The 21,907-nt window shown below is 70.8% G+C and carries 22 protein-coding genes; 10 read left to right on the top strand and 12 right to left on the bottom strand.

Annotated elements, in window-relative coordinates; translation table 11 throughout:
- Positions 1–47: 47 nt before the first annotated feature.
- Entirely contained in the window at positions 48–1,409 is a 1,362-nt protein-coding gene (locus ACZ5U5_RS04745) for a M20/M25/M40 family metallo-hydrolase (protein ID WP_469016214.1), read from the bottom strand.
- Positions 1,410–1,544: 135 nt separating this feature from the next.
- Here ACZ5U5_RS04745 and ACZ5U5_RS04740 point away from each other — a divergent pair, with 135 nt between their 5' ends.
- Positions 1,545–2,747 carry a geranylgeranyl reductase family protein gene (locus tag ACZ5U5_RS04740; protein WP_469016211.1) on the top strand — a complete coding sequence of 401 codons (1,203 nt, stop codon included), beginning with the start codon at positions 1,545–1,547 and terminating at the stop codon, positions 2,745–2,747.
- Between the two features lie 27 nt (positions 2,748–2,774).
- Here the strand turns inward: ACZ5U5_RS04740 and ACZ5U5_RS04735 are convergent, their stop codons facing one another.
- Positions 2,775–3,266 (bottom strand): nitroreductase family deazaflavin-dependent oxidoreductase, encoded by a 492-nt coding sequence (locus ACZ5U5_RS04735; protein WP_469016208.1) that lies wholly within the window; start codon positions 3,264–3,266, stop codon positions 2,775–2,777.
- A 174-nt stretch (positions 3,267–3,440) separates the two neighbouring features.
- On the opposite strand from ACZ5U5_RS04735, the gene ACZ5U5_RS04730 reads away from it, so the two are divergent.
- Entirely contained in the window at positions 3,441–4,139 is a 699-nt protein-coding gene (locus ACZ5U5_RS04730; RefSeq protein ID WP_469016205.1) for a TetR/AcrR family transcriptional regulator, read from the top strand.
- Positions 4,140–4,161: 22 nt separating this feature from the next.
- Here ACZ5U5_RS04730 and ACZ5U5_RS04725 read toward each other — a convergent pair whose 3' ends face one another.
- Positions 4,162–4,971, bottom strand: a complete 810-nt coding sequence (locus ACZ5U5_RS04725) for an AfsR/SARP family transcriptional regulator (RefSeq protein WP_469016202.1) — start codon at positions 4,969–4,971, stop codon at positions 4,162–4,164.
- A gap of 139 nt (positions 4,972–5,110) precedes the next feature.
- Here ACZ5U5_RS04725 and ACZ5U5_RS04720 point away from each other — a divergent pair, with 139 nt between their 5' ends.
- Genes ACZ5U5_RS04720 through ACZ5U5_RS04710 form a run of 3 tightly spaced genes read left to right on the top strand, consistent with a single transcriptional unit; the run spans position 5,111 to position 9,335 of the window.
- Positions 5,111–7,363, top strand: a complete 2,253-nt coding sequence (locus tag ACZ5U5_RS04720) for an MMPL family transporter (RefSeq protein ID WP_469016199.1) — start codon at positions 5,111–5,113, stop codon at positions 7,361–7,363.
- A gap of 53 nt (positions 7,364–7,416) precedes the next feature.
- Positions 7,417–8,673: a sensor histidine kinase gene (locus ACZ5U5_RS04715; protein WP_469016196.1), complete on the top strand. Its 1,257-nt coding sequence runs from the start codon at positions 7,417–7,419 to the stop codon at positions 8,671–8,673.
- Positions 8,670–9,335: a response regulator gene (locus tag ACZ5U5_RS04710; RefSeq protein WP_469016194.1), complete on the top strand. Its 666-nt coding sequence runs from the start codon at positions 8,670–8,672 to the stop codon at positions 9,333–9,335. The genes ACZ5U5_RS04715 and ACZ5U5_RS04710 overlap by 4 nt, the downstream gene beginning before the upstream one ends.
- Here ACZ5U5_RS04710 and ACZ5U5_RS04705 read toward each other — a convergent pair.
- Together ACZ5U5_RS04705 and ACZ5U5_RS04700 are read right to left on the bottom strand one after the other, a co-directional pair.
- On the bottom strand, positions 9,296–9,571 hold the full coding sequence (locus ACZ5U5_RS04705; RefSeq protein ID WP_469016191.1) for a DUF6332 family protein: 276 nt from the start codon (positions 9,569–9,571) through the stop codon (positions 9,296–9,298). The two genes, ACZ5U5_RS04710 and ACZ5U5_RS04705, sit on opposite strands and share 40 nt — an antisense overlap.
- Before the next feature lie 76 nt (positions 9,572–9,647).
- Positions 9,648–11,150 carry an MFS transporter gene (locus ACZ5U5_RS04700; protein WP_469016189.1) on the bottom strand — a complete coding sequence of 501 codons (1,503 nt, stop codon included), beginning with the start codon at positions 11,148–11,150 and terminating at the stop codon, positions 9,648–9,650.
- Positions 11,151–11,239: 89 nt separating this feature from the next.
- On the opposite strand from ACZ5U5_RS04700, the gene ACZ5U5_RS04695 reads away from it, so the two are divergent.
- Entirely contained in the window at positions 11,240–11,644 is a 405-nt protein-coding gene (locus ACZ5U5_RS04695; RefSeq protein ID WP_469016187.1) for a MarR family winged helix-turn-helix transcriptional regulator, read from the top strand.
- 19 nt (positions 11,645–11,663) lie between these two features.
- Here ACZ5U5_RS04695 and ACZ5U5_RS04690 read toward each other — a convergent pair whose 3' ends face one another.
- Together ACZ5U5_RS04690 and ACZ5U5_RS04685 are read right to left on the bottom strand one after the other, a co-directional pair.
- Positions 11,664–12,392, bottom strand: a complete 729-nt coding sequence (locus ACZ5U5_RS04690; protein WP_469016184.1) for a maleylpyruvate isomerase family mycothiol-dependent enzyme — start codon at positions 12,390–12,392, stop codon at positions 11,664–11,666.
- A 104-nt stretch (positions 12,393–12,496) separates the two neighbouring features.
- Positions 12,497–13,687, bottom strand: coding sequence for an MFS transporter (locus tag ACZ5U5_RS04685; RefSeq protein WP_469016181.1), 1,191 nt, complete (start codon positions 13,685–13,687; stop codon positions 12,497–12,499).
- A 282-nt stretch (positions 13,688–13,969) separates the two neighbouring features.
- Between ACZ5U5_RS04685 and ACZ5U5_RS04680 the strand changes: the two genes are divergently transcribed.
- Positions 13,970–15,202: an ROK family protein gene (locus tag ACZ5U5_RS04680; protein WP_469016179.1), complete on the top strand. Its 1,233-nt coding sequence runs from the start codon at positions 13,970–13,972 to the stop codon at positions 15,200–15,202.
- A 30-nt stretch (positions 15,203–15,232) separates the two neighbouring features.
- Here ACZ5U5_RS04680 and ACZ5U5_RS04675 read toward each other — a convergent pair whose 3' ends face one another.
- Positions 15,233–16,540 (bottom strand): MFS transporter, encoded by a 1,308-nt coding sequence (locus ACZ5U5_RS04675; protein WP_469016176.1) that lies wholly within the window; start codon positions 16,538–16,540, stop codon positions 15,233–15,235.
- A 165-nt stretch (positions 16,541–16,705) separates the two neighbouring features.
- Positions 16,706–17,302: a TetR/AcrR family transcriptional regulator gene (locus ACZ5U5_RS04670; protein ID WP_469016173.1), complete on the bottom strand. Its 597-nt coding sequence runs from the start codon at positions 17,300–17,302 to the stop codon at positions 16,706–16,708.
- Positions 17,303–17,497: 195 nt separating this feature from the next.
- Between ACZ5U5_RS04670 and ACZ5U5_RS04665 the strand changes: the two genes are divergently transcribed.
- The gene (locus ACZ5U5_RS04665; RefSeq protein ID WP_469016171.1) at positions 17,498–18,331 is read left to right on the top strand and encodes an alpha/beta fold hydrolase; all 834 of its coding nucleotides are present in this window, start codon (positions 17,498–17,500) and stop codon (positions 18,329–18,331) included.
- Between the two features lie 16 nt (positions 18,332–18,347).
- On the opposite strand, the gene ACZ5U5_RS04660 is transcribed toward ACZ5U5_RS04665, so the two are convergent.
- The 3 genes from ACZ5U5_RS04660 to ACZ5U5_RS04650 form a co-directional block, all read right to left on the bottom strand.
- On the bottom strand, positions 18,348–19,346 hold the full coding sequence (locus ACZ5U5_RS04660) for a phosphotriesterase family protein (protein WP_469016168.1): 999 nt from the start codon (positions 19,344–19,346) through the stop codon (positions 18,348–18,350).
- Positions 19,343–19,933: a DUF4865 family protein gene (locus tag ACZ5U5_RS04655; protein ID WP_469016166.1), complete on the bottom strand. Its 591-nt coding sequence runs from the start codon at positions 19,931–19,933 to the stop codon at positions 19,343–19,345. Before ACZ5U5_RS04655 ends, ACZ5U5_RS04660 begins: the two co-directional genes overlap by 4 nt.
- Positions 19,934–20,006: 73 nt before the next feature.
- A complete protein-coding gene (locus ACZ5U5_RS04650) occupies positions 20,007–20,579 on the bottom strand; it encodes a TetR/AcrR family transcriptional regulator (protein WP_469016164.1) in 573 nt (190 codons plus the stop codon).
- 242 nt (positions 20,580–20,821) lie between these two features.
- On the opposite strand from ACZ5U5_RS04650, the gene ACZ5U5_RS04645 reads away from it, so the two are divergent.
- Together ACZ5U5_RS04645 and ACZ5U5_RS04640 are read left to right on the top strand one after the other, a co-directional pair.
- Complete coding sequence (locus tag ACZ5U5_RS04645) at positions 20,822–21,121, top strand: SHOCT domain-containing protein (protein ID WP_469016161.1); 300 nt, start codon at positions 20,822–20,824, stop codon at positions 21,119–21,121.
- Positions 21,118–21,906 carry an ABC transporter ATP-binding protein gene (locus ACZ5U5_RS04640; RefSeq protein ID WP_469016158.1) on the top strand — a complete coding sequence of 263 codons (789 nt, stop codon included), beginning with the start codon at positions 21,118–21,120 and terminating at the stop codon, positions 21,904–21,906. Before ACZ5U5_RS04645 ends, ACZ5U5_RS04640 begins: the two co-directional genes overlap by 4 nt.
- Position 21,907 lies beyond the last annotated feature (1 nt).

Below are 21,907 nucleotides of genomic sequence, written 5' to 3'. Positions count from 1 at the left end.
ACCTCTCCACGGCGGCCCCGCTCAGCTGCGCCGACTTGCCCGGTGGTTCAGCCGGCCGCTGCCGCGTACTTCTGGAGGAACAGTGCCTCCGCGACCGAGAGCCGCTCCAACTCCCCGGGCGACACGCTCTCGTTGACCGCGTGGATCTGCGCCTCGGGCTCGCTCAGGCCGATCAGCAGGATCTCCGCACGGGGGTACAGCGCGGCGAGGGTGTTGCACAGTGGGATCGAGCCGCCCTGACCCGCGTACTGCATCTCCTCGCCCGGGTACGCCTCGCCCATCGCCGCCGCCATCGCCGCGTACGCCGGGCTCGTGGTGTCCGCGCGGAACGGCTGGCCCTGCCCGATCTGCTCGGTGGTCACCTGCGCACCCCATGGAGTGTGCGTCTCCAGGTGCGTCTGAAGCAGCTTGGTGGCCTCCGCCGCCTCCACGCCCGGGGGCACCCGCAGGCTGATCAGGGCCCGTGCGGCGGCCTGCACGGACGGGGTCGCGCCGACCACCGGCGGGCAGTCGATGCCGATCACCGTGACCGCGGGGCGCGCCCAGATGCGGTCGGCGACCGTGCCCTTGCCGACCAGACGTACGCCGTCGAGGACCTTGGCGTCCTTGCGGAAATCGTCCTCTTCGTACTGAAGCCCGTCCCACACCTCGTCGCCGGTGAGCCCGTCGACCGTCGTCGAGCCGTCCTCCGCGCGCAGCGAGTCGAGCACCCGCACCAGCGCCGCGAGCGCGTCGGGGGCCGCGCCGCCGAACTGCCCCGAGTGCAGGTTGCCCGCGAGGGTGTCGATACGGACGCGCACCAGGGTCATGCCGCGGAGCGTGGCGGTCACCGTCGGCAGGCCGACGCGGAAGTTGCCCGCGTCGCCGATGACGATGGTGTCGGCCGCGAGGAGATCGGGGTGCTGCTCGGCGTAGCGCTCAAGGCCGCCGGTGCCCTGCTCCTCGGAACCCTCGGCGATGACCTTGACGGTCACCGGGACGCCGCCGTTCGCCTTCAGGGCGCGCAGCGCGAGCAGGTGCATCAGGACGCCGCCCTTGCAGTCGGCGCTGCCGCGTCCGTACCAGCGGCCGTCGCGCTCGGTCAGCTCGAACGGCGGGCTGGTCCACGCCGCCTCGTCGAGCGGCGGCTGCACGTCGTAGTGCGCGTAGAGCAGCACGGTGGGAGCGCCCTCGGGCCCCGGCAGCAGGCCGTACACCGACTGGGTGCCGTCCGGGGTGTCGAGCAGGGCCACGTCCTCGAACCCCTCGGCGCGCAGCGCGTCCGCCACCCAGTTCGCGGCGGCCTCGCTCTCGCTCCTGGGGAACTGCTCGAAGTCCGCCACCGACTTGAAGGCCACCAGTTCGGTGAGCTCCGCCTTCGCCCTCGGCATGAGTGAGGCGATGGTCTCGGTGATCGGATCCGGCGACATGGGCACGCTCCTCGCGGGTGCGACGTTGTACGTACGTGGGTGTGGTGATCCTCCCACAGCAGGGTGCCCGGGGTGCCCGCCGTAGGATGCCTTGGAAAGCGCGGCCAACAGCTGGATCGGGAGCGGTAGACCAACGTGAGCAGCGAGAACTCAGCGGACGACGCGCAGTACGTATGGGACGTCGTCGTGGTGGGAGCAGGGCCGGCGGGGGCGTCGGCGGCCTACGCGGCAGCCGTCGCGGGACGCAGCGTCCTCGTCCTGGAGAAAGCCGAACTGCCCCGGTACAAGACGTGTGGCGGCGGCATCATCGGCCCCTCGCGTGACTCGCTCCCGCCGGGGTTCGAGCTGCCCTTCAGGGACCGGGTGCACGCGGTGACGTTCTCCCTGGACGGCAAGTTCGCACGTACGCGCCGCTCGAAGCAGATGCTCTTCGGGCTGATCAACCGCCCCGAGTTCGACCAGCAACTGGTCGAGCACGCGCAGAAGGCGGGCGCCGAGCTGCGCACCGGCGTCACCGTCGCGCGCGTGGAGCAGCACGGCTCCGTGGTGCCCGACCGGCGGACGGTCGCGGTGGTCCTGCAGGGCGGTGAGACCGTGCTGGCGCGCGCGGTCGTCGGGGCCGACGGCAGTGCGAGCCGCATAGGAGCACATGTCGGCGTGAAGCTGGACCAGGTGGACCTGGGCCTCGAGGCCGAGATCCCGGTGCCGCAGAGCGTCGCCGAGGACTGGGCGGGTCGCGTGCTCATCGACTGGGGTCCCTTGCCGGGCAGTTATGGCTGGGTGTTCCCCAAGGGCGACACCCTCACGGTCGGTGTCATCTCCGCACGCGGCGAAGGCTCGGCCACCAAGCGGTATCTGGAGGACTTCATCGCCCGCCTCGGGCTCGCGGGCTTCGAGCCGAGCATCTCCTCCGGGCATCTGACGCGCTGCCGCAGCGACGACTCGCCGCTCTCGCGCGGCCGGGTCCTGGTGTGCGGTGACGCGGCGGGGCTGCTCGAACCGTGGACCCGCGAGGGCATCTCCTTCGCGCTGCGGTCGGGGCGGCTCGCGGGGGAGTGGGCGGTGCGGATCGGTGAGGCGCACGACGCGGTCGACGCCCGCCGCCAGGCCCTCAACTACGCCTTCGCCATCAAAGCCGGCCTCGGTGTCGAGATGAGCGTGGGCAAGCGCATGCTCGCCGTCTTCGAACGCCGTCCGGGCGCGCTGCACGCGGCGATCACCGGATTCCGGCCCGCGTGGAACGCGTTCGCGAGGATCACGCGCGGCTCGACGACGCTCGGCGAGCTGGTGCGCAACCATCCGCTGGCGGGACGGGCCCTGAGCGCCTTCGACCGGTAGTCGGGGTGCGTCCGCGGGCGCACCGCCTCACTTCGTGATGGTGACGCGGAAGACGGGGTGGTCGCCCGCGGCCGCCTCGATCTCCGCGTCCGTGGACTTCGCGGTGACGCCCTTGAAGTACTGGTTGACCTCCCAGCCCCACTTCTCCAGATAGCCGCGCAGCAGCGGCAGCTTCTGCGCGTCCGGCACCTCCTCGACCGTGAACGCGCGCACCTTGCGTCCCACGCGCAGCTCGCCACCGCCCGCCGCGCGCATGTTGCGCACCCACTGCGAGTGGCCGCGCGCCGAGACCAGGTACTGGGCGCCTTCGTGCGTGAACGGGTTGACCGGGACGCGCTGCATCTGGCCGCTCTTGCGTCCGCGCACGGAGAGCTCGGCCGATCCCATCAGGCTGATCCCGTGCCGCGCCAGCCAGCCGATCACGCTGTTCAGCCGCACGGCGAGCGGGCTGCCCTTGAGGTAGTAGGGGGTGGGGGAGTTCGAAGAGGAGGAAGCGGAGGAGGAAGCGGAGGGGGACATGGTGACCGCCAGAGTCCGGAGAGTTTCCGAGAGCACTGCTCTCGCTTAAGAGCAGTGTGCACGAGATGGGTGCTCCATTTCAAGAGCAGTGCTCTCTAATTTGTGCGGGGCTCACTTCGCGGTGCGCTGCTCACGTTTTGGTGCACTGCTCCGAACTCGTGGCACACTGCCTCTATGAGCAGCGCCACCAGCGGGGCCAGGGCCCGCGCCCGAGTCGAAGTCACCGCCGCCATCAAGGACGAGGCACGCAGACAGCTGGCGGCCGACGGTGCGTCCAAGCTCTCGCTGCGCGCCGTCGCCCGCGAGCTCGGCATGGTGTCCTCCGCCCTCTACCGCTACTTCCCCAGCCGCGACGACCTCCTGACCGCGCTCATCATCGACGCGTACGACTCACTCGGCGCCGCCGCGGAGGCGGCGCACGCCGAGGTCGCGTCGGCCGAGCCCGTGCGGCGCTGGACGGTCGTGTGCGACGCCGTGCGGACCTGGGCGCTCGCGCACCCCCACGAGTACGCCCTCATCTACGGCTCGCCCGTCCCCGGGTACAGCGCGCCCGCCACCACGATCGAAGCCGCCGCCCGCGTCGGGTTGCTGCTCATCGGGATAGTGCGCGACGCCCACCGGGGGCGCGGTGTCGCCGTACAGCCGCTGCCGGAGGGGCTGCGCACGGAGGCCGAGCGCATTGCCGCCGACCTCGCGCCGGACCTGCCGCCCGCGGTGATCGCGGCGATGGTCGCGGCGTGGGCCCAGCTCTTCGGGCTCGTCGGCTTCGAGGTGTTCGGGCAGTTCAACCGCGTCATCGAGGACCGTACGGAGTTCTTCTCGTACGCGGCGACGCAACTCGCCCACGGGGTCGGGCTGCTGGAACAGAAGTAGGCCCGGAAAGGCAGGCCCGTCCTCAGGCAGCCGTCACGGGAGCCTGAGGACGCGTGGCGAGCAGCTCCGGGTCCTGGCGCAGCATCCGCTCGTGCAGCGACCGCAGCGCGGGGCCCGGGTCCGCGCCCATGGCGTCCGCGATCCGGCGCCGTGCCGCCTCGAAGGCGAGCAGGGCGTCCGAGGAGCGGCCGGTGCGGTACAGGGCGTTCATCAGGAGTTCCACCGGGCGCTCGCGCAGAGGGTGGGCGGCCACCAGCCGGATGAGCTCGTGGACGTACTCGAAGGAGCGGCCGAGTTCGATCTCCCCGGCGATCCTGGCCTCCACGACGGTGAGGCGCTTCTCGCGCCACCGGAGCCGTTCGGCCGCCAGGTACGGGGCGTTGAGGCCCTCCACGAAGTCGCCGCGCCACAACGCCTCGGCCCGGTCGACGAGTTCGCCCGCGCGCCGCAACTGCCCGGCATCACGCGCAGCGAGCGCCGCGTCGATCAACTGCCGTCGCTCGCGCAGATCGTCGGCCACCGCGCCGGAGAGCCGGTAGCCACTGCCGGTCCACTCCAGTGCCGGGCCCGCCGCGCCGCCGCCCATGAAGGTCCGCCGTACCCCGGAGACATACTTCTGCACGAGATTGCGCACGTGGACGGGCGGTTCGTCGCCCCACACGGCGTCGACGAGACCCTCGTACGAAAGGGGCCGTCCCTCCTGGAGGAGCAGTACCGCGAGCACGGCGCGCTCCTTCGGCGGCCCCAGCCGGATCTCCTCGCCGCCGCGCAACACCCGCAGCGGGCCCAGCAGTTCGCAACGCATCCCCGTGACCAACCCCGCACCACCCATGAGCCGAGCGTAACCCGGACCCGTCCGCCCGCCTTCCAGTGGATCTTCCAGCGGGCCTTCCAGTGAGCCTTCCAGCAGCGGACGCGACCGTGGCGGCCTCGGATCCCGCACGGGGATCCCGGGAGAGAGGCACACAGCGATGCTGACCCGGCTCGGCCGATTCGTGGTGCGGCACAGCCGCGCCGTACTGATCGGCGTCGTACTGGCCTTCCTCGGCCTCGGCGCCTACGGAGCCGGCGCCCAGGCCGACCTCGACCTCGCGCGCTGGGACGCGCCCGGCACCCAGTCCATGCGCGCGGCGGACATCCTGCGCGAGGAGTACGGCACGGGGAACCCCAACCTCGCGCTCCTCGTGAGGGCCCGCGACGGCGACGTCGACTCACCGCGCACGTCGGCCGCCGCCCGCCAACTGGCCGCCGAAGTGCGGGACATCCCGGGCGTCACGGACGTCAACGCCTACTGGACCGGCAAGAGCCGGGCCCTGCGCGCCTCCGACGGCGAACACGCCCTGATCCTCATCCGTCTGGAGGGCAACGCCACCGACACCCGCGAACGCCTCGCCACCCTGTCGCCCGAACTCGCCCGCAGCACACCCGAGTTGACGGTGTCGGTCGGCGGCCAGGAGGAGATCTCCCGGCAGGTCGGCGAGCAGGCCCGTACCGACTTCCTGCGCGCCGAGATGTTCGCTCTGCCCGCCGTCGTGCTCCTGCTGATCCTGGTCTACCGGCGCACGGTGGCCGCCCTCCTGACCGTCGGCGTCGGGCTGCTCTCCGTCGTCGGCACGCTCGCCGGGCTCCGGGCGATCGCACAGGTCACCGAGGTGTCGACCTTCGCGGCGAACCTCGCGCTCGTCCTCGGTCTCGGGCTCGGCATCGACTACAGCCTCTTCGTCATCAACCGGTACCGCGAGGAACGACAGGCGGGGCACGTCCAGCGGGAAGCCGTGGTCCGCGCGACCGCCACCGCCGGACGCACCGTGATCTTCAGCGGGGCCACCGTGGCGGTCTCGCTCTGCGCGCTGCTGGTCTTCCCGTTCTTCTTCCTGAGCTCCTTCGCGTACGCAGGAGTCCTCGTCGTCGTGACCGCGGTGGCCGGGGCGCTGCTTCTGCTGCCCGCCGCGCTCGCCCGCTGGGGTCACCGGGTGGAACGCAGGGAACGCCGCGAACGCCCGGGGCGTCCGCGGCGCGTGGAGGCGGGCGGCCTGTGGCAGCGGATCGCGCTCGCCGCCATGCGCCGCCCGATCGCCGCGGGCGCGGCCGTGCTGGGGGTCCTGCTGCTCGCCGCGTCCCCGCTGCTCGGCCTGCGGTTCGGATTGCCGGACGAGCGGACCCTGCCCGCGGGCACCTCGTCCCGCACCACCTCCGAGACCGTCCACAAGGAGTTCCCCGCCGAGCCGACCGACGCCGTCCAGGTCCTGCTCCGGGAGGTGACGAGCGCCCGGGAAACGGGCCGGTACGCCGCCGAACTCTCCCGCATCCAGGGAGTGTTCCAGGTCGACGCCCCCACCGGCAGCTACCAGGACGGCCGTCGCACCGGTCCTTCGACGGTCGCCCCAGGACGAGACGGCACCCGATTCGCCGTCGTCCCGACCCAGGCGGCGATGTATGGCGACGTGCCCGCCTTCGTCGAGTCCGTCCGCGACACCCCGGCCCCCGCGCCCGTCCTGGTGGGCGGCTATCCGGCCGAGACCACCGACTTCCGGGCCACCCTCCTGGACCGCCTCCCGTATGCCGTCGCCCTGATCCTCCTCGCCACCTTCGGCGTCCTCTTCCTGATGACCGGAAGCCTGCTCCTGCCTGCCAAGGCGACCGTGCTCAATCTGCTCAGCCTGTCGGTGATGTTCGGGTGCCTGGTGTGGGTCTTCCAGGAGGGCCACCTGTCGGGGCTGCTCGGCTTCACGCCCACCGGGTCGATCGAGCCGAGCATCCCGGTGCTGATGTTCTGCGTCGCCTACGGCCTGTCGATGGACTACGAGGTGTTCATGCTGGCGCGGATCAAGGAGGAGTACGAGCGGGTCGGCGACACGGAGCAGGCGGTGGCGACCGGGATCCGGCAGAGCGCCCCGCTGATCACCGCGGCGGCCGGGATCCTCGCCCTCTCGTTCCTCACCTATGCGACCGGAGGCGTCGTCTTCCTCAAGGAACTCGGCGTCGGCACGGCCCTGACGATCCTCGTGGACGCCACCCTCATCCGCGTGGTCCTGCTGCCCGTCGCCATGCGGCTCGCGGGCCGCGCCAACTGGTGGGCGCCGGGACCGCTGCGCCGACTGCACCGGCGCTTCGGTCTGCGCGAAGGCGTGGGCGAAGGCGTGGGCGGGGGCGAGGACGGGGGCGCGCGAGGCGGCGCGGGGAGCAGCGAGGGCCCCGAGGTACTCCCACGGGAGTACGCGTGATCGCCACGTCGGGGTGACGCCCGCTGCCCGTCTCTCGGTCTAGCGTTGCCGCCATGGACGAGCAGCGCGAACGCGGGCGCGGCGGTCCGCCCCTGCCATGGGGCGGACCGGCGATGTGGCGGCAGGGGCCGCCCTGGTGGAACCGGCGGGACGACGCCGAGGACGCCGGCAGGCTGCCGTGGCTGACGACGCTGGCGATCACCGTGTTCGTGCAGATCGGCTCGAAGTACGCAGCGGAGGGCCAGCTCGACCGGCAGCCTCTCGATGTCTACGCACGGCTGATCCTGCTCGCGGGCACGGCCTCGCTCCTGCTGCGGCACCGCCACCCGGTCCCGGTCGCGTACGTCACGGCCGGGACCGCCCTGCTCTATCTAGGGGCCGGGTACGCGTACGGCCCCGTCCTGATCACCGTCGCCGTCGGCTGCTTCGCCGCGGTCGTCTCGGGACACCGGCGTGCCGCGTGGGGCGCCGTCGGGATGCTGTGGGCAGGGCATCTGCTGGTCGCGCACTGGCTCTACGAGTGGCTGCCGCCGGACGGCGACAACGAACGGACCTGGGGCGAGGAAACCGTCGTCGCCGTCTGGGTCGTCGCCATCATCGCCGTGTCCGAACTGGCCCGCGTACGACGCGAGCAGTGGATGAAGGAGCGTGCGGAGCGCGCGCAGGCCGCCAAGCGGCGGGCCGACGAGGAGCGCCTGCGGATGGCCCGCGAGCTGCACGACGTCCTCGCGCACAGCATCTCCGTGATCAATGTCCAGGCGGGCGTCGGCCTCGCGTTGCTCGACTCCGATCCCGAGCAGGCCCGCACCGCCCTGACCACCATCAAGGCCGCGAGCAAGGAAGCCCTGGGGGAGGTCCGCCAGGTACTGGACACCCTCCGCACACCCGGTGACGCGCCCCGCGCCCCGGCCCCCGGGCTCGACCGGCTGCCCGAGCTCGTGGAACAGGCCGCCAGTACGGGACTCACGGTCGACGTCGACACGCAAGGGACCCGCAGAAAGCTGGCGCCCGGCGTCGATCTCGCCGCCTTCCGCATCGTCCAGGAGGCCCTCACGAACGTCGTACGCCACTCCGGCTCACGGCACGCGCGCGTGCTGGTGCGGTACGAGGCCGCGGCGCTCACCCTGCGGGTCGACGACGACGGCCCGGCCACCGGCGCCGACGCTGGCGGCAGCGGCAACGGACTCGCCGGAATGCGGGAGCGCGCAGCCGCCCTCAATGGCACGATCGACGCGGGCTCGCGCTCGGACGGGGGCTTCCGGGTCACCGCCGTACTGCCCACCCGCACGGCACCTCAGGAGGACCAGTGATCCGCGTACTGCTCGCCGACGACCAGTCGCTGGTCAGGGCCGGTTTCAAGGCGCTGCTCGACGCCCAGCGGGACATCGAGGTCGCGGGGGAGGCGGCGGACGGCGAGGAAGCCGTAAGCAAGGTGCGTGAACTGCGCCCGGACGTCGTCCTGATGGACATCCGCATGCCGCTGCTCGACGGTCTCGCCGCGACCCGGAAGATCACCGACGAGCCGGACCTGAATGACGTCAAGGTGGTCATGCTGACCACCTTCGAGCTGGACGAGTACGTCTTCGAGGCGATCCGGTCCGGGGCCTCGGGCTTCCTCGTCAAGGACACCGAGCCCGAGGAACTGCTGCGCGCCGTCCGCGCGGTGGTCCACGGCGACGCGCTGCTCTCGCCAGGTGTCACGCGCCGCCTCATCGCCGAGTTCGCGGCCCGTTCCAAGGAGCCCGCGGGCGCCGAGCCGCTGGATGAACTCACCGAGCGGGAAAGGGAGGTGATGGCGCTGGTCGGCATCGGCCTGTCGAACGAGGAGATCGCCCGCCGCCTCGTGGTCAGCCCGCTCACCGCGAAGACGCACGTCAGCCGCACCATGGTGAAGCTCGGCGCGCGTGATCGGGCCCAACTGGTCGTCCTGGCCTATGAGTCGGGCCTGGTACGCCCCGGCTGGCTCGGCTGACGCGGCGCGCGCCGGTGGCGTAAGAGGATCGTCACCAGGACCGCGACGAAGACGACGATCCCCACGATCTTTCCGGCCAGGACCAGCGTGCCCTGGCTGGGGGACGTCACGCCGAAGAAGAACGCCGGTGATGCCACGGCCAGCACCGTGGCGCCCGCCAGGGACGTCGCGGCGAAGAGCGCGAAACCGATCTCCACAGTGTTCGCGTCCCGCTCGGCCTGCGTCCTTCGCCCCATCTTCGAAGTGTGCGGTGCGGGCTCCCGGCGGGCAAGCAACTGCACGCCGGGAGCGACCTGTTGATGGGGCGCGCGGTCAGTCGTTGACGGTGACCGGCTCCTTCTCCACCGTCTTCTCCGCCGCTGCCTGGGGCGCCGACTTGGTGACGACGACCGTCTCCCGCGTCCGCCTCGCCCGCACCCCGGTGAGGGTGATGAGCAGGCCCGCGACCGCGATGGCCGTCACCACGATCAGGCCGGGCCGGTAGCTGTCGAGCACGGCCTGCGGCGAGGCGTCGGAGCCGTGCGAGGCCGCGGTGATCACGGCCGTGACGACGGCGAGGAAGATGGCGCCGCCCACCTGGATCGAGGTGTTGAGCAGGCCCGACACCATGCCCTGCTCATCGTCGTCCACGCCGTTGGTGGCCTGGATGTTGAGCGAGGGGAAGACAAGCGCGCACGCGAAGCCGAGCAGGATCATGGACGGCAGCACCATGGACGCGTACGACGGGGTGAGGCTGACGCGCAGGAACAGCACGTACGAGGCGACGAGCAGGACGAAGCCCGCCACGATGACCCGCGGTGTGCCGAACCGGTCGATCACCGAGCCGACCTTCGTGGACGACAGGGCGACCAGGGCGCCCGCGGGCAGGAAGGCGAGAGCGGTCTCCAGGGCGGACCAGCCGAGCAGCGTCTGGAAGTACTGCGTGGCCAGGAACTGGAAGGAGACATAGCCGCCGAAGAACGTCATCGCACCGATCTGTGCCCGGAGTTGAGACCCCGAGCGCAGGACGCCGAGGCGGATCAACGGGCTCGCCGAGCGCAGTTCGATGCGTACGAAGACGGTGAGCAGCACGGCCGCGGCGAGGAACGACAGGAGGGTGCGGGCCGACGCCCACCCTGCCTCCGGTGCCTCGACGACGGTGAACACGAGCAGCAGCATCGCCGCCGTGCCGGTGACGGCACCCGGCACGTCGTAGCCGCCGACGTTCTTCTCGCGGGCGCTGCGCGGGATCAGCTTGAGCCCGGCGATCAGCGCGATGACGGCGATGGGCGCGGGCAGCAGCATCGTCAGGCGCCAGCTGGCCTCGGTGAGCAGCCCCGAGAGGACCAGGCCCATGGAGAAGCCGGTGGCGGCGCAGGTGGTGTAGATGGTGAGCGCGCGGTTGCGGAGCGGGCCCTCGGCGAACGTCGTGGTGATGATGGAAAGGCCGGCAGGCGCGGTGAACGCGGCGCTCAGGCCCTTGATGAAGCGGCTGGCGATCAGCAGCGGACCCGAGTCGACGAACCCGCCGAGCAGCGAGGCGAGGGCGAAGACGGCGAGCGCGATCAGGAAGACGCGGCGCCGCCCGAGCAGGTCGGCCGCTCGGCCGCCCAGCAGCAGGAGGCCGCCGTAGCCGAGGATGTAGCCGCTCACGACCCACTGGAGGGTCGAGGTGGAGAGGTTCAGTTCGGAGCCGATGGAGGGCAGCGCGACGCCGACCATCGATACGTCGAGTGCGTCGAGGAACATCGCGGCGCAGAGCACGAGAAGAGTGCCCCACAGCCGTGGGGACCAGCGCTCCGGGGACGCGGAGGCAGCTGTGAGCGGAGAAGTCATGCGGAGCACGGTACATGCATGTGCATTGACTGCAAGTGCATTTAATTCCGATGCAACAAAGAGCGGATTCTCTGCTACCGTGCGATGTCATGGCGGCGAAAAAGGCCGAGCAAGGGCTCGTGGACCAATGGCGCGACATCCTCGCGGTGCACGCGCGCACCCTGTGTGAACTCGACAGCGCCCTGCGCGAGCACGGCCTCGGGGCGAGCGACTTCGAGGTCCTCGACGTGCTGTCCGAGGGCGCCGCGTCGGACGGCGACTGTGCCTACCGCGTGCAGGACATCGCGGGCCGGATCCATCTGAGCCAGAGCGCCCTGTCCCGCCTCATCGGCCGCCTGGAGAAGGACGGCCTGGTGGAGCGCGCCATGTGCAGTGAGGACCGGCGCGGGGTGCGGGTCGTACTCACCGACAAGGGGCGCCGGCTGCACACGGAGGTACGGCCGTTGCAGCGTGCGGTACTTGAGCGGATGCTGGCGGGGCCGGACCCCCACTAGCCCACTCGTGCCCGCCCTCTTATACGCCCGACGTCTCGCTCCACAACGTGCTTAGCGCGGTGTCGCCGGTGACCTGCGGGAACGGTGCGCGGTTCCACAGCGCGAGATAGAGGCGCTCCGCGGGCCCCGACACCTCGCAGTCGGCCCGGCCGTCCTCGCCCCGCTCGGTGACGGGCGGCTCCTGCGAGAGACGTACGGTCCACACCGCGTCCGCGTCCGTCGCACGCACCCGCAGAGTACGAGGTCCTTCCGTACGCACCCTGCTGCGTTCGCGCGCGTGGAACCCGCGGAGCAGCTCGTCGATCCCGTCCGCGGCGAACTCCGTACCGATCGGCGACGGCGCACCCCCGCGCGCGGACTCGGCGTCCACGCGATGGATCGTCGTCTCGTTCGCCTGTCGCCGCGCCCAGAAGGCGAGCGGTGACGGCGCGGGCAGGAAGGCCCAGCACTGTACGTCGGGTGCGGCGGCACGAAGGGTCGCGACCAGGTCGGCGTGCGCCTGCCGGTACCAGTCGAGCAGGGCGGCGCCGTCGAGCTCCGGCGGTTCGCCGATGGGGCTCGGCGAGGTCTGCTTGTCGGCGACGAATGCCGCGGCCCAGCGGTGCACCGCGCCCGTGTGCCCCAGTAGATCGCGCACCGCCCAGCCGGGACAGGTGGCCACCTTGGCGTCTGCCCCGGCCGCCTCGGCGGTACGGGTCAGCAACTTGCCTTCCGCGTCAAGAACTTCAAGGTGCTCCGAGATCTCCATGGGCGGGATTCTGCCGGATGAAGTGGGCTCGAGGGCAGGCGCGGTCCCTTCGAGCCGACGCCCGCCGGAGAAGGCGTACGACCGTGCTCGCCTGCCCAGGAGGGTCAGCGGCGGGTGGTGTAGCCGATCAGCGCGGCGAGGGCTGCGAGAACCGCCACGCTGGTGAGGGCTGTCGGCAGAGTGAACCAGTCGGCCATGAAACCGATGGCGGGCGGGCCGAGAAGCATGCCGCCGTAGCCGAGGGTGGAGGCGGTGGCGACGCCGTTCGGGCCTGCCAGGGCGCCTGCGCGCTCGACGGCCACGGGAAAGATGTTGGCGAGGCCGAGCCCGGTGACGGCGAAGCCGATCAGGGCGAGCCAGACGGTGGGGGCGAGGGCGCCCAGGAGCATGCCGGCGGCGGCTGTGGTGCCGCCCGCGACGAGTATCGGGGTCTGACCGAGGCGTTCGAGCAGGGTGGTGCCGCTGAGGCGGCCGATGGTCATGGCGAGGGCGAAGCAGGAGTAACCGGCGGCTGCGATGCCGGGATGGGCGGCGAGGTCCTGTTCGAGGTGGAGGGCGCCCCAGTCGGCGAGTGCTCCTTCGCCGAAGGCGGTGCAGAGGGCGATGAAGCCGAAGACGATCACCAGGCGGCGGGTACGGGGGTCCAGGCGCCGCGGGGTGTCCTTTTGCGCCTGCTGGTCCGCGGGCGGGGCGGGAGGTTCGAGGCGCAGGAGCGTGCGTCCCGCGACGGCGGTGACGAGCAGGCCGATCACGGTGAGGCCGAGCAGGTGGCGCGTGGGGGAGAGGGACCCGGCGATCAGCCCGCCGACCCCCGCGCCGACCATGCCGCCCAGGCTGAACGCGGCATGGAAGCTGGGCATGATCGGGCGCCGCATGGCGGCCACCAGGTCGACGGCGGCGCTGTTCATGGCGACGTTGATCCCGCCGTACGCGGCGCCGAACACCAGGAGCACGAGCCCGAGCGCGAGTGCCGAATGGGTCAGCGGCGGCAGCGCGATGCTCAGCGGCATCAGGACTCCGCAGGCCACGGTGACCGGATGGCTGCCGAAGCGACGGCAGAGCCGCCCGGTGAGCGTCATCGTGATCACGGCACCGGCGGAGACGCCGAGCAGCGCGAGCCCGAGGTCGCTGGCCGACGCGCCGGTCTGTTCCTTGATGGCGGGGATGCGGACGACCCATCCGGCGAAGATGAAGCCGTCGAGCGCGAAGAAGACGGTGAGTGCGACACGGAGCCGGACAAGGCCCGGGGGAGTGGCCCGCGACGCTGCGGACGTGGTTTTGTTTACTAGCGGCACAAAGTCAGAGTAGAGGTGTGCCCCCGTGGTGTACAAGACGGTTGGTGTGAGGTGGCGGTCACCCGTGGGTGGTGGGGGTGGTGGGGCATCAGTGGCGGGAGGCTCGCGGGTGAGCGAATGCTGTCCGGTCGTCGAGATGCAGAAGATTCCCGGTTCGCAGGTCGGCGGACCGGTGTTGGGTGGGATTTCGTTGCGGCAGGGGAAGGGAAGTGGGCGGGCGGTGTACGGGCAGATGACGGCTGAACGGCAAGACGGCGTACGGATCATGGGAGACTCGCCCTCATGAACGGCAAGGCTGCCCCCCGCGTCGAGGGGGATCTGTCCACGCGTACGCGCCTGGAGCGAGGGCGCGGAGCGCTCGGGCCCGCCCTTGAGCTCGTCCACACCGGGCGCGCCCCGACCCGTGCCGTACTCACCGCCGAACTCGGCGTCACCCGCGCCACCGCGGGCGCCGTCGCCGCCGAGCTGGAGGCGCTCGGCCTGATCAGGATCGACGCGAGGCCGAGTGCGCCCGCCGGTTCGCAGGGCCGTCCCTCGCACGGCCTCTCCATCGCGGAGGACGGACCTGTCGCGCTGGCCGCGCAGGTGCACTCCGACGGTTTCCGGGCCGCGCTCGTCGGGCTCGGCGGCCGGATCGTCGCCACCGCGCCCGGTTGCGAGACGATCGACGCCGACCCCGCGCAGGTACTCGGCTCGGTCATCGACGCGGGTGCGCAACTGCTGCGGGAGACCGGCAGGCGGTGCGTGGGCGCGGGCCTCGCCGTGCCATCGGCCGTCGCCGAACCGGAGGGCACCGCGCTCAACCCGCTGCACCTGGCGTGGCCCGCGGGCTCGCAGGTCCGCCAGATCTTCGCCGACTGCGTACGGGACGCGGGGATCGCCGGACCCGCGTTCGCCGCCAACGACGTCAACCTCGCCGCGCTCGCCGAGCACCGGCACGGCGCCGGGCGTGGCGCACGCGATCTGCTGTGCGTCGCGACAGGACACCGCGGGGTCGGCGGCGCGCTTGTGCTCGACGGGCGTCTGCACACCGGGAGTTCGGGCCTCGCGCTCGAGGTCGGCCACCTCACCGTCAATCCGGAGGGCCGCCCCTGCCACTGCGGCAGCCGGGGCTGTCTGGACGTCGAGACCGACCCGCTGGCCTTCCTCACGGCGGCGGGCCGCGAGCCGGGCCCCGAAGGGCTGTTGCTGCAGGCCCGCGAACTGCTCCGTGACGGGGGCGGGGATCCCGCGGTCCGTGCGGCGGCCGAGGAGCTCATCGACCGCCTCGGCCTCGGGCTCGCGGGGCTGGTGAACATCCTCAACCCGGACCGCATCATCCTGGGCGGCCTGCATCGCGCACTACTTGAGGCCGACCCCGAGCGGCTGCGCGCCGTCGTCGCCGACCGGAGCCTGTGGGGGCGCAGCGGCGGCGTACCGATCCTTGCCTGCACGCTGGACCACAACAGCCTGGTGGGGGCCGCCGAACTGGCCTGGCAGCCGGTGCTCGACGACCCCCTCGGGGCGTTGGGTTAAGGCCCTGTTGGGGCTGCCCGCCAGAAGGCCCTAGGCGCGGGCGTTCTCCTTCGGGTTCTCGGGAGCCGCGCCCTGGGGCCCGGCGGCTGGGTCATGGGGCTCAACTCCACCCAGGACGGCTGTGGTTGGCTCCTCCGTTCGCTTCTCACGCAGCCGCTTCAGGTCGGGCAACAGGGTGAGGAGACCGAACACCGCGAGGGCGGCGCCGATCCAGAGCGGGGCCCGCAGGCCGAACGTATCGATGGCGGGCCCGCCTACGGACGTCGCGATGATGATGCCGAGGGTGATGAACGAGGTGTGGACGGTGTTCACCAGCGGCCGGGCGTTGCCCGTGCGCTGTACGCGGGTCACCAGGGCCGGGTTCATGGTGACCCCGACAAGGCCGATGCCCATCATCAACGCCACAGCCGCCAGGCTCAGTTGGGCGAATATTGCGAAACCGGCGAGGAACGCGAGGTTGAGCAACAGGCCGGTGAGCAGGACCGGCACGGTGTGTTTGTCGGCGAACCGACCGACGACGGTGTTGCCGATGACCGTGGCTGCTCCGTACGCGATGAGCAGGAGCGGGACGGTGCCCGTGGAGAAGCCGGTGACCTCGGTGAGGATCGGGTTGAGATAGCTGAAGGCGGAGAACGTGGCGCCGATGACGAAGGTGCTGGTGGTGAGCGTGAGCCAGAGCCTGGGGTTGCGGAGGGCGCCCAGTTCCTGGCGCAGGCTAAGGCTTGTCCCGCTGCCGACACCTTCGCCACCATCGACACCACTGCCACCACCCACACCTTCGGCCCTGGCGGGTTCCACGCGGGGCACTCCGACGAAGGTGGCGAGCGCGGCGATGACGGTCAGGCCGGTGATGGCCCAGAACGCGGCGCGCCAGCCCAGGTGTTCACCAATGACGGTGGCGAGAGGCAGCCCGAGGAGAGTGCCGAGCATCAGCCCGTTGAGGGCCACCGCGATGGCCCTGCCCCGCACTTCGGGACGGGTGAGCTCTGAGCACATCGAGATGGAGACGCCGAAGAAGGCCTGCGACGCGATGCCCGTGATGATGCGGGCCACCAGCATGGTGCGATAGTCCGGGGCCAGGGCGGCTAGGACGTTGCCTGCCAGGAAGACGCCGAACAGGACCATCAGGGCCGATTTGTGACGCACCTTCAGCAGGGCGATCGTCAGGAAGGGCCCGCCGAGAGCCATCGCCGTGGCGAAGGCGGTGATCAGGTAGCCGATCTCCGGAACCGTGGCATCGAGACTGTCGGCCATCTGCGGCATCAGACCGGCGACCACGAACTCACTGGTCACCATGGCGAAGATGCCGAGGGCCAGCAGATAGACGGCGCGGGGCATGGGGGCTCCTGTCGGGGGTGGGGTGGCGGGTCGGTTATGAACTGATCAGTACAAAACAAGGGCATGCGGCATGCAGAGGCAGCCCTGGGGCGAAGGGAGAGGCTGACGGGCCGCGAAACGACACGCCGACCTGCCAACGAGTCAAGCCATTAGGACGTCAAGCCATCAAGACATCAACGCGTCCAAGGCGGTCTCGGCGATGGCCGTCAGGGCCGCGCGGTCGACGCCGCCCTGGGCGGAGACCCGCATTCCGCCGATGACGGCGTTCAGGAACTGGGCCAGCTCGCCCGCGTCCCGCGTGGATGTGACGTCACCACCGCTCTGCCCTGTACGGATGACGGCGCTGATGGCGGCCAGCCGCACCGCGAGGTCGCCGGCGAGCATCTCGGCGGCCTCGGGGTCGCGCCCGGCCAGCTCCACCGTCGTGTTGACGGTCAGGCAGCCGATGCTGTGCCCGTTCTCGCGGCACTCGTACTCGGTGTCGATGACGCGCTCGAACAGTGCGCGAAGGCGCTCCATCGGGGAGCGTCCCACGTCATCCAGAATCTCGACCTGGACGGACGTCATGGAGTCCATGTAGCGGGCCAGGGCTCGTCGGAACAGTTCGTGCTTGCTGCTGAAGGTGTTGTAGATGCTGCTGCGGCCCAGGCCGGTGGCTTCGCACAGATCCTGGGTCGAGGTGGCCTCGTAGCCATTCACCCAGAAGGCGCGCATCGCCGCGTCCAGGGCCCGCTCCTCGTCGAAGGTTCTCGGTCGGGCCATGTCGGTACAGTACAAGTTTTGGAACGCTCAGTGCAATACGCGGGCAGGGGTTACCGCTTAAAGAGATCTACTAGTAACGTCGATCACTAGAGCGAGAAGAGCGAGAAGAGCGAGAAGAGCGAGAAGAACGAGAAGAACGAGAAAGACGCGAAGGACGCGAAGACAGAGCGGTTTGCGACCAGCGGGAGGTACCTGGTGCAGTGGCACTTGGCAGAGAAGTTCGAGACGCCGGACGGCTACGTGAGGTGGACATCGTTCGGGGAAGGCGACCCGGTGGTCCTCCTGCACGGCTCGCCGTTCTCGTCGTACATCTGGCGCGAGATCGCCCCCGCCCTCGCCCGGACACGCAAGGTCTATGTCTGGGACCTGCTCGGCTTCGGGCAGTCGGAGCGGCGGGAGGGGCAGGACGTCGGTCTGGTGGTGCAGGGGAGGATCTTCGCCCGGCTGCTCGCGCACTGGGGCCTGGCCCGCCCCGGCGTCGTCGCGCACGATGTGGGCGGGGCGGTGGCGTTGCGGGCGCTGCTCCTGGAGGGCGCGGAGTACGGAGACCTCACGTTGGTGGACGCGGTCGGCGGTGGTGCGTGGGGGACGGGTTACTTCAAACTCATCCGCGAGAACGCGCACGTCTTCGAGCAACTCCCCGACTACGCCCACGAGGCACTGGTGGCAAGCCACCTCCGCCACGCCACGCACACCGGCTACCGGCCGGGCGTACTGGACGCCTACCTCGACCCGTGGCGGGGCCCGGAAGGCCAAGCGGCGTTCTACCGCCAGTACCGCCAGTTCGAACAGTCCCAGACGGACGAGCTCGAGCCCCTCCTCGGCCTGGTGGCCGTGCCGACCCGCATCATCTGGGGACGCGAAGATCTCCTGCTGCCAACGGAGTTCGCCGAGTACCTGCGCACGCGAATCCCACACGCCGAACTGATCTGGGTGGACGGCGCGGGCCACACCATCCAGGAGGACACACCTGGACGGCTGCTCTCGCACTTGGCGGCGGGCTTCGTGGCGGAAGAACGGTTGAGCTGACGGGACGTGCCGGTTCCTACGCCCAGTCCACCGCGAACGCCCGTGCCGGGTTGTCCCGCAGGATGTTTCCGACCAGTTCTTCCCCCAGGGCGAGTTCGAGCCGCGGGCGCACCCTGCGCAGCAGATACGGCAGGCCTGGCCCGCCGTTCACCGCGCGGGCTCCGGCCGTTGTCGTGTCGCCGCCCAGGAGCAGTTGGTCGGCGAAGCCTGCCTCGGTCAGGGTCTGTACCGCTTCCGGCATGCGCCAGTCTGTGGCGTGTTGGGCGCGGGAGGGGCCGTCGAAGGCGAGGTACGCGCCGGCTTCGGCCGCTTGGCGGTGGATCGCGAGGTCGGGGGCGCGGTTCAGGTGGCCGAGGATCAGGCGATCGGGCGGGACGAGCAACTCGCCGCACAGCAAGTCGAGTACGTCCAGTGCGCCTGTGCCGAGCTCCAGGTGGACGGCGATGGGCGCGCCGGTCGCGTGGTGGGCCTCGGCCGCCGCTTCCATCGTCCAGCGGGCGTGCGAGTCCAGACCGTGGAACCCGCCCGCGACCTTGATCAGCCCGGCCCGCACGCCGGTGTCGGCGATCCCCTGGGTGATCTCCCGTACGAAGAGATCCGCAAGTCCGTCGGTATGGAGACGTTCGAGCAACTCCGTTGTGTAGTGGGCTGCTTGGTGAAGCCCCGTCGCCGCGACGATGCGTACGCCCGACGTCCGGGACAGCTCGGGCAGGTCGCCGGAGCGGCGCCCCATGCCGTGCGGTGTCCACTGGATCAGGCTCTCGCCACCGGCCTCCCGGAAGGCCGCGAGCTCCTGGGCCGACGCGGCCGGCGAGTCCAGCTCCTGACCCGGGAGTTGAGGGCTCGTCAGGAACAGGTGGTCATGGGCGTCGCACGTGCCGAGTTCTACCGGATCTACGTCCCCGAGGACCGTTCGGACTGTTCGGACCGTTCGGGCCGTTCGGGCTGTCCGGCCCTCGCGGACCGTACGAGTACGAGCCACACCTGCCGCCCCCGCCGTGCGGTCCGCGCTCACCACTGTCGCCCCCTGGGGAGTACGTGCCGCTCCGGCGCGGACAGGTGCAACACCTGGAACACATCGCCCTCCCCCTTGGGTGACTCGTGGTCCCAGACGGAGAAGTGCAGCGCCTCCCACGCGCGTGGGTCGATGGCCGTCGCTGCGAAGAGCGCGCCCTCCTGCCGCGCCAACCGGCTTGCTTCAGCTGCCAGTTCGCCTGCGAAGCCGCCCAGGTGGGTGCGGGCCGGGATGCGCTGGCGGCGTCGTATCGCCGCCCTCGCGGACGACGCGGCGTCCGAGGCGGCCCCCTCCGCGAACGCCAGCCCCGTCCAGTGCTGCACCTCTGGCCGCCCGAAGTCGTCGACGATGCCCTGGAATCCGGGGCCCCAGAGGAAGGAGTTCATGCCCTCGGGGGTGTTCCAGAGGTAGAACGGTGCGTACTGGTTGACGGGGGAGTCGCCGACCCCGCGTTCGCGGATCAGGTACGCCTTGGCCCCGAGACCCGGGTAGTTGTCCAGCAAGTGGCCCTTGGTGGCGACCCTTTTGCGGATGATGCCCATGTCGTAATCGGCCGGAAGTGTGATCTCGTACTGCATCGCGTGCATGGTGCTGCGCTCCTGGTTCTCGAATCGCCAAATACTCGTTTCCGCCCTCAAGTCCCCCAGGCCCCCAAGCCCCCTACGGTGTAGGGCTGGTGGCCGTGAACAGGAGGGCGAGCAAACCCCGTGCTCCGGTGTCGAATGCCTCGGGTGAACCCGAGGCGCGGGCCAGCACGTATCCGCCCTGGACCGTCGCGACAACCGTCGCCGCGATCGCCTGCGCGTCGAGGGTTGCCGCGAACTCGCCCCGCTCTTTGCCCTCTTCGACGACCCCCGCGATGCGGTCCCGCAGCCAGTCGAGCGTCTCGGTGACGGGTGCGCGCAGCTCGTCGCTCGTGACGACGTCCGGGTCCATCGTCAGCCGTCCGATCGGGCAGCCGCGCAGTACGTCGCGCTCGCGCAGCAGATACGCCTCGATGCGTTCGTACGCCGATTCGGTGCCGCCGAGCACGCCCTCGGCCGCGGCGCGCATCTCCTCCGCCGTACGCCTGATCGCGGCGAGCGCCAGGTCGGGCTTCCCCGCGAAGTGGTGGTACATGCTGCCCTGTCCGGCGCCCGCGTGCTGCTGAATCGCCTTGGGGCTCGTGCCGACGTATCCGCGCTCCCACAGCAGTTCGCGGGTGGACTCGATCAGACGCTCCGGGGTGTTCATGGATCTACTGTACATACTAGTAGGTACAGATGTTGCGCTGTTCGGCCTAACCCATGCAGCGTGCCCACCCGGCCCCACCCCGGGAGCAGCTCCCCAGCCCCCACATACTCCCGCAGTGGTACACGCACTGCCGCTGGCCGTACGACGACGTGGACCCCCTCGGAGCGCGAGCCTCAAGACACCGGAAAGCACCGGTCAAAGCAGCGCACACCGCAGGCATCGCTCCCGAGGAGATGGACATCATGAACACCCTGGCTCACTTCGACGGCGGGCCCGGCCCGTGGATCCTGTTCTTCCCGCTCATCTGGGCGGCCGTCGTGATCGGCGGCATCACCCTGCTCCGCCGCACCGTCTGGCGGGGCCGCCGCGCACCGTGGCAGCGGAACGGCGCCGAGCGAGGCGTACGCATCGACGAGAACTCGCCCATCGCCGTCCTTGGCCGCCGCTTCGCCTCCGGCGAGATCGACGAGGACGAGTACTGGCGGCGCCTGTCCGTCCTGAACGAGGAGTTCGGACGCACCTCCAAGGGCGGTGCGGCATGACCGCTGCAACCGGACACCGCAGCGGCGCCGACACCGTCGACGCCGCCCGTGTCACCGACGCAGTCAAGGTCTACGGCAGCGGCGACACCGCCGTACGGGCCCTGGACGGGGTGAGCGTCGGCTTTCCCGCCGGGCGCTTCACCGCGATCATGGGCCCGTCGGGCTCCGGCAAGTCCACCCTGATGCACTGTGCCGCGGGCCTGGACACCCTCACCTCGGGAGCCGCCCACATCGGCGACACCGAGCTCGGCTCGCTCGACGACCGGCGGCTCACCCTCCTGCGCCGCGACCGCATCGGCTTCGTCTTCCAGGCCTTCAACCTGGTGCCGACGCTGACCGTCGCCGAGAACATCACGCTCCCGATGGACCTCGCGGGCAAGCAGCGTGACGGGGCATCAGCGGAGTGGACCGACGCTCTCATCGACGTGGTGGGGCTGCGCGACCGGCTGCATCACCGGCCCGCAGAACTCTCCGGCGGGCAGCAGCAACGCGTAGCCGTGGCACGGGCGTTCGCGGGCCGGCCCGACGTGGTCTTCGCCGACGAGCCGACCGGCAACCTCGACTCGCGCTCCGGTGAAGAGGTGCTGCGCCTCCTCGGCCGCGCCGTGCGGCAGATGGACCGCACCGTCGTCATGGTCACCCATGACCCGGTGGCCGCGGCCCACGCCGACGAGGTCGTCTTCCTGGCCGACGGCCGCCTCGTGGACCGGATGGCGGACCCGACCGCCGACAGGGTCCTCGACCGGCTCAAGGCCTTCGATGCCAAGGGGGCACCAACGTCATGAG

The sequence above is a fragment of the Streptomyces sp. NPDC033177 genome, from assembly GCF_055577715.1.
Note: the sequence above shows the minus strand (reverse complement) of the source record. Positions and strands in the feature narration are given on the sequence as shown.

Excerpts from the sequence above, each read along its gene's own strand:
- ACZ5U5_RS04745 (WP_469016214.1), bottom strand. The coding sequence starts at position 1,409 with ATGTCGCCGGATCCGATCACCGAGACCATCGCCTCACTCATGCCGAGG.
- ACZ5U5_RS04735 (WP_469016208.1), bottom strand. The coding sequence starts at position 3,266 with ATGTCCCCCTCCGCTTCCTCCTCCGCTTCCTCCTCTTCGAACTCCCCC.
- ACZ5U5_RS04730 (WP_469016205.1), top strand. The coding sequence starts at position 3,441 with ATGAGCAGCGCCACCAGCGGGGCCAGGGCCCGCGCCCGAGTCGAAGTC.
- ACZ5U5_RS04725 (WP_469016202.1), bottom strand. The coding sequence starts at position 4,971 with ATGGGTGGTGCGGGGTTGGTCACGGGGATGCGTTGCGAACTGCTGGGC.
- ACZ5U5_RS04720 (WP_469016199.1), top strand. The coding sequence starts at position 5,111 with ATGCTGACCCGGCTCGGCCGATTCGTGGTGCGGCACAGCCGCGCCGTA.
- ACZ5U5_RS04715 (WP_469016196.1), top strand. The coding sequence starts at position 7,417 with ATGGACGAGCAGCGCGAACGCGGGCGCGGCGGTCCGCCCCTGCCATGG.
- ACZ5U5_RS04705 (WP_469016191.1), bottom strand. The coding sequence starts at position 9,571 with ATGGGGCGAAGGACGCAGGCCGAGCGGGACGCGAACACTGTGGAGATC.
- ACZ5U5_RS04700 (WP_469016189.1), bottom strand. The coding sequence starts at position 11,150 with ATGACTTCTCCGCTCACAGCTGCCTCCGCGTCCCCGGAGCGCTGGTCC.
- ACZ5U5_RS04695 (WP_469016187.1), top strand. The coding sequence starts at position 11,240 with ATGGCGGCGAAAAAGGCCGAGCAAGGGCTCGTGGACCAATGGCGCGAC.
- ACZ5U5_RS04690 (WP_469016184.1), bottom strand. The coding sequence starts at position 12,392 with ATGGAGATCTCGGAGCACCTTGAAGTTCTTGACGCGGAAGGCAAGTTG.
- ACZ5U5_RS04680 (WP_469016179.1), top strand. The coding sequence starts at position 13,970 with ATGAACGGCAAGGCTGCCCCCCGCGTCGAGGGGGATCTGTCCACGCGT.
- ACZ5U5_RS04675 (WP_469016176.1), bottom strand. The coding sequence starts at position 16,540 with ATGCCCCGCGCCGTCTATCTGCTGGCCCTCGGCATCTTCGCCATGGTG.
- ACZ5U5_RS04670 (WP_469016173.1), bottom strand. The coding sequence starts at position 17,302 with ATGGCCCGACCGAGAACCTTCGACGAGGAGCGGGCCCTGGACGCGGCG.
- ACZ5U5_RS04655 (WP_469016166.1), bottom strand. The coding sequence starts at position 19,933 with ATGCACGCGATGCAGTACGAGATCACACTTCCGGCCGATTACGACATG.
- ACZ5U5_RS04650 (WP_469016164.1), bottom strand. The coding sequence starts at position 20,579 with ATGAACACCCCGGAGCGTCTGATCGAGTCCACCCGCGAACTGCTGTGG.
- ACZ5U5_RS04645 (WP_469016161.1), top strand. The coding sequence starts at position 20,822 with ATGAACACCCTGGCTCACTTCGACGGCGGGCCCGGCCCGTGGATCCTG.
- ACZ5U5_RS04640 (WP_469016158.1), top strand. The coding sequence starts at position 21,118 with ATGACCGCTGCAACCGGACACCGCAGCGGCGCCGACACCGTCGACGCC.